Raw genomic sequence first — 13489 nt, 5'->3', positions numbered from 1 at the left:
GATGCGTAATCTCCTGCTGGCCGCCGCCTCGGTCCTGACCCTTGCTCTGGCCGCGCCCGCCGTCGCCCAGGAAACGCGCGTTCTCGACAGCATGGACGACGCGACGCGGTGGGAGGCCAGCGCCTCGACCGACGTTCACGCCGCCGTCTCCGCCGTCGCGGGGCATGACGGGCGGGCGGTGCGGCTTGACTACGATTTCGACGGCAAGGCGGGTTATGCGGTGCTCAGCAGGCCGCTGCCGTTCGACCTGCCCGAGAATTACGAGATCAGTTTCTGGGTGCGGGGCGCCGGGCCGACCAACACCTTCGAGGTCAAGCTGACCGACGCCTCGGCGGACAATGTCTGGTGGAAGCAGACGGCGCGCTACGACTTCCCCGACGGCTGGACCAGGTTCGTCATCAAACGCCGTCAGGTTTCCAAAGCTTGGGGGCCAAGCCCTGAAGCCATCCTGCGTCGCGCGGAGCGGGTCGAGTTCGTCGTGGTCGCGGCGGAGGGCGGCAAGGGCTCGGTCGAGATCGATCAACTGACCCTGCGCGCCCTGCCGGTCGATCCGCCGGTTCCGCCCCAGCCGATCGCCAGCGATGGACGAACGGCGTCGACCGCCGCCAACGCCGTCGATCTCGACTTGAAAACCGCCTGGACCCCGCCGGTGGGCGAGGCGTCGGCCTTGACGCTGGACTTGGGCTACGAGCGCGAGTTCGGCGGGCTGACCCTGCGCTGGGGCGAGCGGGGCGCGGCGAGTGACTATCGCGTTTCCGCCTCGATGGACGGGCGCGATTGGCAGCCGCTGACGACGGTTACGGGCGGCAACGGCGGCGTCGATTGGCTGCGGACGCCCGAGGCGACGGCGCGCTGGCTGAGACTTGAGCCGCTGAAGCCCGTTCCCGCCTCCGATGTGGTCGGCTCGTCCGGCGCGGGCCAGCGGCTGGACGCGGGTCAGGCCACGACCTATGCCTTAAACGAGATCGAGGTCGAACCGCTGACGTTCGGCGCGGACCCCACGGTGTTTCTGGAAGCCGTGGCCAAGGAAAACCGGCGCGGCCTCTATCCACGCGGCTTCTCCGGCGAGCAGTCCTACTGGACCCTGGTCGGTGTCGATGGGGGCGGCGAGAGCGGCCTGATCGGCGAGGATGGCGCCGTCGAACTGCGTCGCGCCGGGCCCAGTATCGAACCCTTCGTGGTCGATAACGGGCGGCTGATCACTTGGGCCGACGTCAATATCGAGCAGGGGCTGAAGGACGGCGACCTGCCGATCCCGTCCGTGACCTGGACCGCCGACGACTGGACGCTGAAGATCACCAGCTTCGCCGACGGACCGGCCGATCAGGCGCAGCTCTGGGGCCGTTACGACCTGACCAACACCTCCAGCCGGCCCCGCACCCTGACGCTGGGCCTGGCGGCGCGCCCGATGCAGGTCAATGCGCCGCGTCAGTTCCTGGCCATTCCCGGCGGGGTCAGTCCGGTGGAGACGATCGGCTGGGACGGCGCCGAACTCAAGCTGAATGATACAGTGCGGGTGCAGCCGCTGGCGGCCCCGGATCAGGTCGCGCTGGCGACCTTCGACGCCGGCAGCGATCCGCAGTCCCTGATCCTCCCGTCTGCCCGGCGACCGGCCGCCGAGGTCATGACGACGACCGACGCCACAGGTCTGGCCGCCGGCGCCCTGACCTACGAGGTGACGCTGCAGCCCGGCGAGACGCGCACGGTCGGCTGGGTCTCACAACTGTCGGGCGACGCGCTGGCGCCCGAGCCGATGGGGCAGGCGGCGGAAGTGCTGAACGCGGTCGAGACCCGGCTGGCCGCCGAATGGCGCGAGAAGCTGGATCGGGTGGATCTGACCCTGCCGCCCGCCGCCCAGCGGATCGAGGAGGCGCTGAAATCCTCGCTGGCCCATATGCTGATGTCGCGTCAGGGGCCGATCCTGCAACCCGGCACGCGCAGCTACAACCGCTCCTGGATCCGCGACGGGGCCATGATGGCCGAGGGACTGAACAGGCTGGGCATGGCCGAGCATTCGGCCGACTATCTGCGCTGGTACGCCCCCTATGTGTTCGAGAACGGCAAGGTGCCGTGCTGTGTCGATGCGCGCGGCGCCGATCCGGTGCCCGAGAACGACAGCCAAGGCGAGTTCGTCTTCCTGGCCGCCGAAACCTATCGCTACACCAGGGACGAGGCCCTGCTGCGCCAGGTCTGGCCGCAGGTGCAAAAGGCGATCGCCTATATGGACGAACTGCGCGCCTCGACCCGCACGACGGCCTTCCAGGCGCCGGACCAGCGTCACCTCTACGGCCTGCTGCCGCCGACGATCAGCCACGAGGGCTATTCGGACAAGGCGGCCTATTCCTACTGGGACGATTTCTGGGGCCTGCTGGGCTACAAGGACGCGGTCTTCATCGCCGAAACCCTGGGCGATGTCGACGCCGCCGCTCGCTATGCGGCGGCGCGGGATCAGTTCGCCGCCGACATCCGCGCGTCGATTACAGCGACGGCGGTCCATCATGGCATCGACTGGATCGCGGGCGCTGCGGACCGGGGCGATTTCGACGCCACCTCGACCACCATCGCCCTGTCGCCGGCCGGCGAACAGGATAACCTGCCGCCCGAACTTCTGGCCCAAACCTTCGATCGTTATTGGGAAAACTTCCAGAACCGTCTGACCAACCGCACGGCGTGGAAGGACTACACCCCCTACGAATGGCGGCTGGTCGGCGCCTATGTGCGGTTGGGTCAGAAAGACCGGGCGCTGGCGGTGCTGGACTTCCTGATGGCTGACCGCCGGCCCGAGGCCTGGAACGGCTGGGCCGAGGTGGTGGGCCGCGAAAAGCGCGAGCCGCGCTTCATCGGCGATATGCCGCACGCCTGGATCAGCTCGGACTATATCCGCTCGGCGCTGGATTTGTTCGCCTATGAGCGGGACCGCGACCATGCCCTGGTTCTGGCGGCCGGCGTACCGGAGGTGTGGCTGGATACCAAGGAAGGGGTCGGCGTGCGGGATCTGCGCACCGCCTATGGGCCTCTGACCTACGCTTATCGCAAAGAACGGCAAGGCTATGTTCTGACGCTGGGCGACGGCGCGACGCCGCCGGGCGGCTTCGTGCTGCAATGGCCGGCAGGGCAGGGGCGACCCGAGCGCGTTCGGATCGACGGCCGTGCGGCGGCGTGGGCGGGTGATGAGTTGGTCATTCCCGCAGACGCGCGGCGGGTCGTTTTAAACTGACCCTTCTCCCCTTGGCGGAGAAGGTGGGGCCGGAGGCCTCGGATGAGGGTATCTATCGGTTTCGGGATGGCGAGAGCGAGGCGGCGGAAGCAAACTCCTCATACGTCTCGCTCCGCGAGCCACCTTTTCCCCCGAGGGGGGAAGGGCTTAAAAGCGCTTGAAGGCTTTCCCGTCCGCGTCGAACAGGTGCGCCTGTTCGGCGGGCACGTGCAGCGTCAGTCGCTCGCCCGCCCTGGCCCGCAGTTCGCCCGCCAGCTGAACCGTCAGCGTGTCTGGCGTCGCCGGATGTTTCAGGTGCGCCATGGTCGTGGCGCCCAGGGTCTCGACGAACATGACCTCGGCGCTCAGGGCGTCGCCGGCGTCGTTGAGGGTCAGATGCTCGGGGCGGACGCCCAGGGTGACGGCGTCGCCGGGCTTGGCCGAAGCGGCGTTCACGGCGATCCGGATCGTCTCGCCGGCCGTGGTCTTCACCGTCGCGCCGGTCGCCGACGCCTCCACGATCTCGGCGGTCAGAAGGTTCATCTTGGGACTGCCGATGAAGCCGGCGACGAACAGGTTGGCGGGGTTTTCGTACAGGTCCATGGGCGAGCCGACCTGTTCGATCCGACCGGCGTTCAGCACCACGATCCGGTCGGCCAGGGTCATGGCCTCGACCTGGTCGTGGGTGACATAGATCATCGTGGTCTTCAGCTCGGCGTGCAGTCGCGCGAACTCATAGCGCATCCGCACGCGCAGGGCGGCGTCCAGGTTGGACAGGGGCTCGTCGAACAGGAAGACCTCGGGCTCGCGCACAATGGCGCGGCCGATGGCGACCCGCTGGCGCTGGCCACCCGACATCGCCTTGGGCTTGCGATCGAGATAGTCGGTGATGCTGAGCGCCTCGGCGGCGGCGCGGACCCGGCGGTCGATCTCGCCCTTGTCCGTCTTGGCCAGCTTCAGGCCGAAGGCCATGTTCTCATAGGCCGTCATGTGCGGGTAGAGCGCGTAGGACTGGAACACCATGGCGATGCCCCGGTCCGACGGCGACAGGTCGTTGACCACGCGGTCGCCGATCTGAACCTGGCCCGTCGTCGCCTCTTCCAGACCGGCGATGGTGCGCAGCAGGGTGGACTTGCCGCAGCCCGACGGGCCGACGAAGACGACGAATTCGCCGTCGGCAATCTCCAGATCGACGCCCTTCAGCACCTCGACGGCGCCGAACGCCTTCTTCACGTCGACCAGACGGACGTTCGCCATGCTTCCTGCTTTCCTGACCCGTTTTGTTTTGCCGCAGCGTAACCGGTTACATGGCGGGATCAATGGCGGACGATGTCTCGCCGACGATTGAAATTGCAAAACTGCAAAATTACGCTTTCGCAAAATCGAAGCGCTGGATAGAAGCCCGCTGCCAATCTCGGGGGAATATCCGAATGACAAAGCGCAACTTCTTGATGACGACAGCCTCGATCGCCTGGTTGGCGACGGTTGCGGCCGCCCAGGCCCAGGAGGCGTCGCGCGTGGACGATGTGGTCGTCACCGGCTCCCGGATTGCAGGCGGCGAGCGGATCGCGCCGGTGGAGACCGTGGCCCGCGAGACGTTGGCCGCCGCCGGGATCGCCGATGCCTCTCAGCTGGTCCGGGTGGTCACGGCCAACTCGGGCTCCGAGGCCCAGGTCGATCAGTTGAACCAGCCGCAGAGTTCGGGCACGGCCCAGTTCAACCTGCGCAATCTCGGCCTCGGCTCGACCCTGGTCCTAGTGGACGGCCAGCGCTGGACCAACAGCGCCGTGGTGGCGACGGACGGCTCGGGCTTCGTCGACATCAACTCGCTGGTTCCGATGATCGCCCTGCAACGGGTCGAGGTGGTCAAGGACGGGGCTTCGGCGGTGTATGGCTCGGACGCGGTGGCGGGGGTGGTCAACTTCATCACCCGGCGGGGCGTGGAGCGCCCCGAGGTCAGCGCCAAATATGCCGTCGCCGACGGGTCGGAAGAGAGCGTGATCGAGGCGCTCGGCGGGGTTCGCTTGCTGGGCGGCGACCTGACGCTGGCGGCCTCGCATTTCCATCGCTCGGCCCTGGGGTCGGACGAGCGGGGCTTTACCCAGGCCGAGCGTTACGGCCGCGCGGCCTGGACCGCCGTGACCAGCTATGGCCAGCCGGGTTCCTATTTCCGACCCAGCCGCAATGGGTTTTCGCCCGATCCGGCGTGCGGCGATCCGGCGTTCGGCAGCGCCTATCTGAACACGCCGACCGACAGCTTCTGTCGGCTGGACTATTCGGACTTCTTCGACCTGGCGCCGGAGGAGACGCGCACGCAGCTGTTCGCCGATTATCGTCGACCGGTCGGCGACATGACCCTGTCGCTGCAAGGAGCGTGGTCGGCGACGAACACCATCGCGCGCCAGTCGCCGTCGCTGCCGATCCTGGCGCGGTCGCTGACCGTGCCGGCGACCCATCCCGACAATCCGTTCGGCGAGGCGGTGCTGTTCCGGGGGCGGCTGCTGGGGGCGGAGGCCGGCGCGTCGCAGGCGGAGTTCGACTATCGCACCTGGCGTCTGGCGGCCGGGCTGGATGGGCGTTTCGGCAATGGCTGGGCCTGGAACCTGTCGGCGACCAGCAGCCGCCAGCACGTCGCCTATGACAAGCCGGACACCATCGGCAGCGCCTTGCAGAACGCCCTGAGCGGCCTGGGCGGGGCAGTCTGCAATCCCGCGACGGGGGCGCCCGGCGTCGGCGCCTGTCAGTATTTCAACCCGTTCGGCAGCGCCTATCTGGGGACCGGGACGGCGAACAGCGCCGCCCTGATCGACAGCCTGATCGGCTCGACCGGCCTACGGGGCGCGGCGACCCTGACGACGGCGGACGCCTCGACCGGCGGCGAGGCCCTGGCCTGGGCCGGCGGGTCGGTCGATCTCGCCGTCGGCGCCCAGTATCGCCGCAGCGGCTTCCGCCACGACTGGAGCGGTCTGGTGAACCGGGGCGATCTGCTGACGGCGGGCGTGTCGCCGGACTTCGAGGGCGATCAGGAAGCCTTGGCCGCCTTCGCCGAAGCCCGCCTCCATCTGGGCGACCGGATCGAGGCGCAGTTGGCCGGGCGCTACGAAACCTACGACGGCAACGAGGGCCGGTTCAGCCCGAAGGCCGCGATCCGGTGGGACGTCACCGATGCCCTGGCCCTGCGCGCGTCGTGGGGGCAGGGGTTCCGGGCGCCGTCGGTCTATGCCCAGTCTGGGGCGCAGGCATCGCAGCCGTCGGTGTTCGACCGGGGGGCGTTCGTCTTCGTCAACACCCTGACCTCGGGCCGGGCCGACCTGAAGCCCGAGAAGTCCGAGAGCCTGAACCTGGGCGCAGTCTGGACGCCGATCGACGGGCTGGAACTGGGCGTGGACGCCTGGCGGTTCGACTATGCCGATCAGGTGGTCAAGGAGTCGGCCCAGGCCCTCATCAACCAGGCGGCGGCCGACACGGCGGCGGGGCGGACCGGCACGGAGGCCCAAAGCCGGATCACCCGCTCGGCCAGCGGCGCCCTGACCTTCGTGCAGCTGTATTTCATCAACGCCTCGTCCATCGAGACCCAAGGGATCGACCTGTCGGCCCGCTATCGGCGCGGCCTGTGGGGAGGGCAGGCGACGGCCTCGGCGACCTGGACCTATGTGGACGCCTATGACATCCGGCTGGACGCGTCGGCCGCAAAGGTGTCGGGCGTCGGTTCGACCAACCTGAACAACATCGGCCGGTCCCTGCCGCGCAATCGCGGGGAGTTCGCCCTGGGCTGGAGCGGCGGGGCGAATGCGGTGACGGCTTTGGTCCACTATACCGACGGATATGCCAACGACCGCAGCGGCATCACCGACGCCAGCATCGCCAGCCAGACGACGGTCGATCTGCTCTACAGCCGCACGATCGGCGCCGACCTTGCTCTGTCGGTCGGGGTGGTCAATGTGGCCGACAAGGCCCCGCCGCTGGCGCAGTTCGCCCTGGGCTATGACCCGGTCGTGGCCGATCCGCGCGGGCGGGTGGTCAGCATTGGCCTGAGCAAAAGGTTCTGACCAAGTGGTTCTGATCGGCGGTTGCGCGGTCAACCGGGCGGTGTATGCATCCCCAAGGGGAGAATCCGATGACCGACGGCGAGACGACGCGCAAGCAGGCGTTCAAGGACCTGTCCGAGGACGCGCTGGGCTTTGGCGGCGCGGAGGTGCGGACCGCGCGCGACCTGCTGATGCGGCCCCGGTTGGTGCTGCAGGCCTGGATGATCGAGGGGCCGACGGGGGGCGGGCGTTACGCCAAGCCGTTGAAGCTGTATCTGGCGCTGAACGCGATTCTGATGCTGATCGTCTTTCTGCGCGGGGGACTGAGCCTCTATCTGGAAGGCATCCCGGCCGATGTTCTGAACCCCCTGCTTCAGGAAGCGGGCAAGTCGCGCGACGCCTTCATGTCGGACGCGGACGGCTGGATGTCGCTGGTGGCCGTGCCGATCATGGCGCCCCTCTATGCCATGGCGGCCATGCCGCTGTTTCGCCTGTGGGACGCCGAGGACCTAGGCCTGAGATGCGGGTTTCGCGCGGCCTTCGCCTATCTGAACGCCTGGACCGTGCCGTTGCTGCCGCTGGCCTGGTTCATGTTCAGCCCTGGCCCGCTGGCTGCGGCGTGCAGCCTTTTGACGCTGGTGCTGGGCATCGTGGCCTTCATGCGGATGGGGCGGGGACGGTGGTATCGGGGCGTGGTTCCCGGCCTGGCCAAGGGCCTGATCGTGATGACGGCCATCGGTCTGTCCAGCGTCGTTGCGACCTTCATCGTAATGGTCATCGGCGTCTTCGCCGGGTTCGCGGCCTAGACGGTCGCCTGACAAAAACACCGTCTAATTCGTCTAATTCGTCTGAAATCAGCGAAAGAGCCAAATTGCACGGCGCCGAAAAAGGACGTGCAAAGTGCAAGGTGGTGCAATTCCTGAGCGCTGCTGTTTTCAAAGACCCGTCGACATCATAATCCCGTTCGGGGATGCGTACGGTCGATTGACGAAGGCCGTCTCTAAACGCCCGATACTGAAGCGGATTTGTTGGCGAACAATGACGGCAACGGGGGCGCCGCTGAGCGTGGATCGGTCGTCGCTCCGCCTCTGTCCCGAAACCTCATTTTCGGTAGTTGTCTTGTCGACAGGGGCGCGAGCGAGGACGACAGTGTTCGCTGAAGCCTCTGATGGTCTGCAATGTCTCTGCGTTTACAAGCCGCTCAGGTCGCTTGGCTGAATACGAAGCTGACGCTCGATTTCATTGCCGCATCCCGCACCTGGATCGACGAGGATCTAATATCCGCCCTGCTGACCGCGGGCGTCGTGGATGCGAACGTCAGAGGCGCCGACGACGAAGGTGCGGTACGCGACCCTTCCATTGGAGCCGGCATTTTGCCGAACGTCCTGCGGCGGCCTGTCAATGCAATCAGCATCGCCATGTCCCTGGGCGTGCCGCGCGAGAGCGCGCGCACAAAACTGGCGGGCCTGGTGGAGCGGGGGATCTTGGTCCGGACGGACGGCTGCTTCGTCTTGCGCGCCGAGGTGTCGCAGTCGAAACCGTTCAAGTCCGCGATGGAAGCCTTCCTTTTGGCCACGGTGGAGTTCGTCGATGGGCTGGCGATGCTGAATGCATGCGGCGCCCGCGACGGCGACCGGGTCGTCACGCCAGCCTGGCCAGTCGCAGGTTTGGCCACGCGGCTGATGACGGCCCACGTCCTGAAAGGCATCCAGCACGCCCGGTCGCTGAAGCCCGAAATCAGCCTGACGACGCACTACGTCCTGCTCTGGCTGTCGCATCTCACCGGGAGCGCCTTGCGCGTTGGTCATGGCGAGCCGGACGCCGACCGTCTCGGCCCCCTGAACCCGCCGTTCGGGCCAGTGAGCGTGATCGAGGTCGCTAAGGCCGCCAGAATGGACGACGAAACGGTTCGCCGGCACCTGGGTCAGCTTGAAAAGGCAGGCCTGGTGATCCGGGTCGCGGGCAAGAGAGACATCAATCTGCCGGATCAGACCCTGATCGCGAACTGGCTCGATTTCCAAAGCCGGACGATCCTCGGCACGCAGCAACTGGTGCGCAAACTCTATGTCGCGGGCGTGATCGTCGATCGGCCAAGCGAAACCATCCGATTATTCTGAACGACGATGATGAGGTTCGCATCACAGATCGATGCTGGAGCTGCATTCGTCGGTTGCTCGTCGAATGCCGTCGTCAACAGGGGCCGCGCCGATGCCAGCCCTTATTGACGCGTTCGATTGGGCGACGACGCCCCTGGGGCCAAGGCGAGATTGGTCGCCCGCGCTGAGCATTACCTATGACATGATGATGGGAATGGGTTTTGCGGCCAGCGTCATGTGGGGCCCGGAGCGCACCTTGCTCTACAATGGCGCCTATATTCCGCTGCTCGGACAAAAGCATCCGAGCGCCCTGGGCCGTCCGCTGGACCATGTCTGGCATGAGGTGTGGGACGTGTTGCGCCCCCTGACGGAACGGGCGCTGGCAGGCGAAACCGTTTTTCTGGAAGACCTGCCGCTTACGATGGTTCGAAACGGCTATGCGGAAGACACCAGCTGGACACTGTCGTACAGCCCGGTACGGGACGGCGACGCGATCGTCGGCATCCTGAATATCGCTATTGAAACGACCGAGCGGGTGCGGGGCGAGCAACACCGGCAGATGTTGGTCGACGAATGCGGTCACCGGGTGAAGAACACCCTCGCCTTGGTGCAAGCGGTCGCCCGCAGCACCTTGTCGGGCGTCGATCGTGACGTGCTGGAGCGTTTCGACGAGCGACTGAACGCCATCGCCCGGACCCAGCAGACGCTGGACGAAAAGGCGTGGAATGGCGGCGACCTCGGTGAGATCGTTCGCGAAGCGGTGGGTAATTTGGTGCGCAGGCCGGTTTCCATCTCGGGGCCCTCGGTGCACCTGTCGCCGCGTGTGGCGCAGACGGTCGCCTTGATCATCCACGAACTGACAACGAACGCGTTCAAGCATGGCGCCCTCGCCAAGCCCGGCGGCCGCGTTTCCGTGGATTGGCGGCTTGATGAGGGTGAACTCGTTCTGACGTGGATCGAAGGCGGGGGCGCGCCGGCCCATCCGCCGCTCAAGACCGGATTTGGCGCCAAGCTGCTCGCAAGAGGCCTGCTGGGGTGCGGCGGCGCGGATCTTCGTTACGGCGTAGAGGGGTTCTCGGCGACGTTCACAGCGCCGGCGTCGCGTCTGACCGACAGTTGACGATGCCTTGCGAGGGGGCGAAAGCGGCTGGATCCGCTTGATCCACGACTTTCGAGAGCCCCATGACCTACACCCTCTATGGCATTCCCAACTGCGACACGGTGAAGAAGGCCCGGGTCTGGCTAGAACAGCAGGGGGTCGACTACGTCTTCCACGACTACAAGAAGGCCGGAGTGGATGCGGGGCGGCTGGGCCAGTGGGTCGACGAGCACGGTTGGGAGACGGTGCTGAACCGGGCCGGGACGACGTTCAAGAAGCTGCCGGACGCCGACAAGGCGGACATCGACAAGTCGAAGGCGATCGCCCTGATGACGGCCCAGCCGTCGATGATCAAACGGCCGGTGCTGGATCTGGGGGATCGGCGGCTGGTGGGATTCAAGCCCGAAACCTACGCCTCGGCACTTACCTGAGCCGGACGGTCGCGACGACGCCGAAGTGGTCGGACGGATATTCGCCGTTGGTTGGCGTATCGCCGAAGCGGCGGGCCTCGCCGGGCGTGAAGGCGGCCTGTTCGACGAAGATGTGGTCGATGACGCGCTCGGGGTGACCCTTGGCCGGGTTCAGGGTGGTTGTGACCGCGCCGCGGGGCAGGGCGCTGAAGAAGCGGGGACCCGTCAGGGTCGCCAGGCCGGAATCCTCCTGCGTCGCATTGAAGTCGCCCATGACGATCAGGGGCGTGCCGTCCTGCGGCAGCCAGCCTAGCAGGGAGGCGATCTGGCGGGCGCGGACCGGGCCGGCGTCCTGTTGCCACGCCAGATGGGTGACGACGACATCGACCGGGCGACCCTGGACCGCGACGCGAAGCCGAAGCGCGGTGCGGAAATCGTCGAGCGGCTCAAGCTTGGTCGAGGCCTCGGCCAGAACCGGCAGGCGGGTCAGCAGGGCGTTGCCATAGCGACGCGGGGCGCCCTCGGCGTCGGTCGAGACGAAGGCGACATGATAGCCGCCCAGCTCGCGCGCCAGCATCCGGGCCTGGTTCTCCAGCCCGACATTGGCGTCCTCCAGCACCTCCTGAAGGGCGATGACGTCGGCGTCCTGGGCCTTCAGGGCGGCGATCAGCAGCGGGCGGCGGGCGGCCCAGTCGCCCATGTTGTGCCAGATGTTGAAGGTGACGAGCTTCAGTTCGGCGGGCGTCTTGGCCTTTGGGGCCGTGGCGCAACCTGCCAGCGGCGCCAGCGCGGCGGCGGCCAGCAGGGTGCGACGGTGGATCATCTCGGTCTCAGTCCTCGACGTCCGTCGAGGGGCGGTCGTGGCCGTCGGCGCTTTCGGTGACCCATTTGCCGGCGGCGGTCTCGTATTCGATCGCGGCGGTCTGGTCCGGCACGCGCTGCTCGCGCGCGGCGCGAACGGCGGCGGCCTTGGCGTCGTCGTGGCTGGCGAAGGTTTCGGAATAGGTGTCGCCGGACTTGTAGGCCCAGCCGCCGTCATGTTCGACGATGCGATAGGTGACATGGGCCATGGGACGCGCTCCTGAGATTGATGAAACCGGACCCTAGACCGAACAGGCGGCGGCCGAAACGGCGACCTTACGAAGATTTCACGTAACGCCGCGCATCCGTTGAGGCGTCGGCCAGCCTCTTGTGATCAGAAGGCCGCCGCATCAGGCTGCTGCAACGGTTCAAGGGGTACACAAAATGGAAGACTTCATTCCCATCTTCGCGATGTTCGCCGTCTTCGGTTCGATCACCGCCATCGTCTTCGGCCCGCAGGTGCTGAAATATCGCGAGAAGCGCGACATGCAGGAAACCATCCGCCATGCGGTGGACAAGGGCCAGCAGCTGCCGCCCGAACTGATCGATGTCATGACCAAGGATGTGCAGAAGAGCCTGCCGTCGCGCACCAAGGACATCCGGCGCGGCGTCATCTGGCTGGCGTCCGGCATCGGCATCGCCGCCTTCTCGGTCGTCAGCGAACTGGGCGGGAACTTCAACGGCAACCTGGACAGCGGCCTGCTGGGCATCTCCTGCATTCCCGTCACGATCGGCCTGGCCTTCATCGTCCTGAGCTTCTTCAACAAGGGCGCGGACTGACCACGGCAGGCGGGGGAAGCTCTGATGAGCAAGTCTCTACGCGACTTCCACGATGTGGAGCTGGCCGCCCAGGCGGCGGCCGGCGGTCGGCGGGAGTATGGCGAACTGGTGCGTCGGCATGGGTCGGCGGTGCGGGGGCTGCTGCGCCGAATGGGGGCGACGCCGTCCCTGTCCGACGACGTGGCGCAGGACGCCTTCCTGCAAGGGTTCCAGCGGTGCGCGGAGTTTCGCGGACAGGGGACGTTTGCGGGCTGGATCAAGAAGATCGCCGCGCGGCTCTATCTGAAGCGGGTGGCCAAGGAGGCGCGCTACGTCGCCGAGATCGAGGCCGATCAGGCGGATGTGGCTGTCGACCACGGCGGTCTGATGGACCTGGACGAGGCGTTGAAGACGCTCAGCGAGACCGAGCGTGTCTGCGTCTCCCTGTGCCACGGCGCGGGGATGTCGCATCCGGAAATCGCGGCAGCCATGAATTTGCCGCTTGGCACGGTGAAATCGCATGTCAAACGTGGTCTGGATAAACTCCGTGCGCGGCTTCAACCGGCGCACGGCTCAGGCGGGAGGTCGGTCCATGTCGGCTGACGAATTCGATCCGATGATCGAAAGGCTGTTCGCCCAGGCGCCGAGCCTGCCGGACGAGGCCCTGTTCCTGGCGACGGTCAAGGCGCGCATGGAGACGCGGTCGCGCTGGCGCGCCCTGACCCTGACGGCGGCCGGACTGATCGGCGGCGTGCTGGCGGTGCGCGAGGGGGTGAACATCAACTTCACCGCCGACGGTGATACGACCCTGGCGCAAGGCCTGAGAGCGGCGGCCGCCACGGCGCAGGGCGCAGCGCAGTCGGGCCTGGACGGATTGGGCCTGCAAGGTCTGGGTGTCGGGTCGCTGGACCTGATGAACGGCTCGGGCATGATGGCCTTCTGGATCGTCGCCGGCGCCCTGGTCGCCCTGATGGCGGCGGGCGTGGCGAAGCTGTCGCAGGACGTGTGAGCGCGGCTGCAAGGGTGACACCGGCGGGGCA

General features: G+C 66.9%; 12 protein-coding genes. 9 read left to right on the top strand and 3 right to left on the bottom strand.

Features of this window, described 5'->3' with window-relative positions; translation table 11 throughout:
- The first annotated feature begins 1 nt into the window (after nt 1).
- Complete coding sequence (locus KAK88_RS11940; protein ID WP_242076791.1) at nt 2-3217, top strand: discoidin domain-containing protein; 3216 nt, start codon at nt 2-4, stop codon at nt 3215-3217.
- Between the two features lie 147 nt (nt 3218-3364).
- Here KAK88_RS11940 and KAK88_RS11935 read toward each other — a convergent pair whose 3' ends face one another.
- Entirely contained in the window at nt 3365-4453 is a 1089-nt protein-coding gene (locus tag KAK88_RS11935) for an ABC transporter ATP-binding protein (RefSeq protein ID WP_242076790.1), read from the bottom strand.
- A gap of 173 nt (nt 4454-4626) precedes the next feature.
- On the opposite strand from KAK88_RS11935, the gene KAK88_RS11930 reads away from it, so the two are divergent.
- From KAK88_RS11930 to KAK88_RS11910, 5 genes are all read left to right on the top strand, one after another.
- Nucleotides 4627-7245 (top strand): TonB-dependent receptor domain-containing protein, encoded by a 2619-nt coding sequence (locus tag KAK88_RS11930; RefSeq protein ID WP_242076789.1) that lies wholly within the window; start codon nt 4627-4629, stop codon nt 7243-7245.
- 68 nt (nt 7246-7313) lie between these two features.
- The gene (locus KAK88_RS11925; RefSeq protein ID WP_242076788.1) at nt 7314-8030 is read left to right on the top strand and encodes a hypothetical protein; all 717 of its coding nucleotides are present in this window, start codon (nt 7314-7316) and stop codon (nt 8028-8030) included.
- A 498-nt stretch (nt 8031-8528) separates the two neighbouring features.
- The gene (locus KAK88_RS11920; protein ID WP_242076787.1) at nt 8529-9341 is read left to right on the top strand and encodes a winged helix-turn-helix domain-containing protein; all 813 of its coding nucleotides are present in this window, start codon (nt 8529-8531) and stop codon (nt 9339-9341) included.
- Between the two features lie 31 nt (nt 9342-9372).
- Complete coding sequence (locus KAK88_RS11915) at nt 9373-10440, top strand: sensor histidine kinase (RefSeq protein ID WP_242076786.1); 1068 nt, start codon at nt 9373-9375, stop codon at nt 10438-10440.
- 62 nt (nt 10441-10502) lie between these two features.
- Nucleotides 10503-10850, top strand: a complete 348-nt coding sequence (locus KAK88_RS11910; protein WP_242076785.1) for an ArsC family reductase — start codon at nt 10503-10505, stop codon at nt 10848-10850.
- On the opposite strand, the gene KAK88_RS11905 is transcribed toward KAK88_RS11910, so the two are convergent.
- The gene (locus KAK88_RS11905; RefSeq protein WP_242076784.1) at nt 10843-11652 is read right to left on the bottom strand and encodes an endonuclease/exonuclease/phosphatase family protein; all 810 of its coding nucleotides are present in this window, start codon (nt 11650-11652) and stop codon (nt 10843-10845) included. The two genes, KAK88_RS11910 and KAK88_RS11905, sit on opposite strands and share 8 nt — an antisense overlap.
- Before the next feature lie 7 nt (nt 11653-11659).
- Nucleotides 11660-11899: a hypothetical protein gene (locus tag KAK88_RS11900; RefSeq protein WP_242076783.1), complete on the bottom strand. Its 240-nt coding sequence runs from the start codon at nt 11897-11899 to the stop codon at nt 11660-11662.
- Between the two features lie 175 nt (nt 11900-12074).
- Between KAK88_RS11900 and KAK88_RS11895 the strand changes: the two genes are divergently transcribed.
- Genes KAK88_RS11895 through KAK88_RS11885 form a run of 3 tightly spaced genes read left to right on the top strand, consistent with a single transcriptional unit; the run spans nt 12075 to nt 13458 of the window.
- Complete coding sequence (locus KAK88_RS11895; protein ID WP_161638874.1) at nt 12075-12470, top strand: DUF6249 domain-containing protein; 396 nt, start codon at nt 12075-12077, stop codon at nt 12468-12470.
- A gap of 24 nt (nt 12471-12494) precedes the next feature.
- Nucleotides 12495-13052 carry an RNA polymerase sigma factor gene (locus tag KAK88_RS11890; RefSeq protein ID WP_161638875.1) on the top strand — a complete coding sequence of 186 codons (558 nt, stop codon included), beginning with the start codon at nt 12495-12497 and terminating at the stop codon, nt 13050-13052.
- Complete coding sequence (locus tag KAK88_RS11885) at nt 13042-13458, top strand: hypothetical protein (RefSeq protein WP_055808386.1); 417 nt, start codon at nt 13042-13044, stop codon at nt 13456-13458. Before KAK88_RS11890 ends, KAK88_RS11885 begins: the two co-directional genes overlap by 11 nt.
- Nucleotides 13459-13489 lie beyond the last annotated feature (31 nt).

It is taken from the genome of Brevundimonas diminuta (assembly GCF_022654015.1).
Taxonomy (GTDB): Bacteria; Pseudomonadota; Alphaproteobacteria; order Caulobacterales; family Caulobacteraceae; genus Brevundimonas; species Brevundimonas diminuta_C.
Note: the sequence above shows the minus strand (reverse complement) of the source record. Positions and strands in the feature narration are given on the sequence as shown.

What these genes read in the sequence shown, in the direction of transcription:
- KAK88_RS11940 (WP_242076791.1), top strand. Translation starts at nt 2, where the DNA reads ATGCGTAATCTCCTGCTGGCCGCCGCCTCGGTCCTGACCCTTGCTCTG.
- KAK88_RS11935 (WP_242076790.1), bottom strand. Translation starts at nt 4,453, where the DNA reads ATGGCGAACGTCCGTCTGGTCGACGTGAAGAAGGCGTTCGGCGCCGTC.
- KAK88_RS11930 (WP_242076789.1), top strand. Translation starts at nt 4,627, where the DNA reads ATGACAAAGCGCAACTTCTTGATGACGACAGCCTCGATCGCCTGGTTG.
- KAK88_RS11925 (WP_242076788.1), top strand. Translation starts at nt 7,314, where the DNA reads ATGACCGACGGCGAGACGACGCGCAAGCAGGCGTTCAAGGACCTGTCC.
- KAK88_RS11915 (WP_242076786.1), top strand. Translation starts at nt 9,373, where the DNA reads ATGCTGGAGCTGCATTCGTCGGTTGCTCGTCGAATGCCGTCGTCAACA.
- KAK88_RS11910 (WP_242076785.1), top strand. Translation starts at nt 10,503, where the DNA reads ATGACCTACACCCTCTATGGCATTCCCAACTGCGACACGGTGAAGAAG.
- KAK88_RS11905 (WP_242076784.1), bottom strand. Translation starts at nt 11,652, where the DNA reads ATGATCCACCGTCGCACCCTGCTGGCCGCCGCCGCGCTGGCGCCGCTG.
- KAK88_RS11900 (WP_242076783.1), bottom strand. Translation starts at nt 11,899, where the DNA reads ATGGCCCATGTCACCTATCGCATCGTCGAACATGACGGCGGCTGGGCC.
- KAK88_RS11895 (WP_161638874.1), top strand. Translation starts at nt 12,075, where the DNA reads ATGGAAGACTTCATTCCCATCTTCGCGATGTTCGCCGTCTTCGGTTCG.
- KAK88_RS11890 (WP_161638875.1), top strand. Translation starts at nt 12,495, where the DNA reads ATGAGCAAGTCTCTACGCGACTTCCACGATGTGGAGCTGGCCGCCCAG.
- KAK88_RS11885 (WP_055808386.1), top strand. Translation starts at nt 13,042, where the DNA reads ATGTCGGCTGACGAATTCGATCCGATGATCGAAAGGCTGTTCGCCCAG.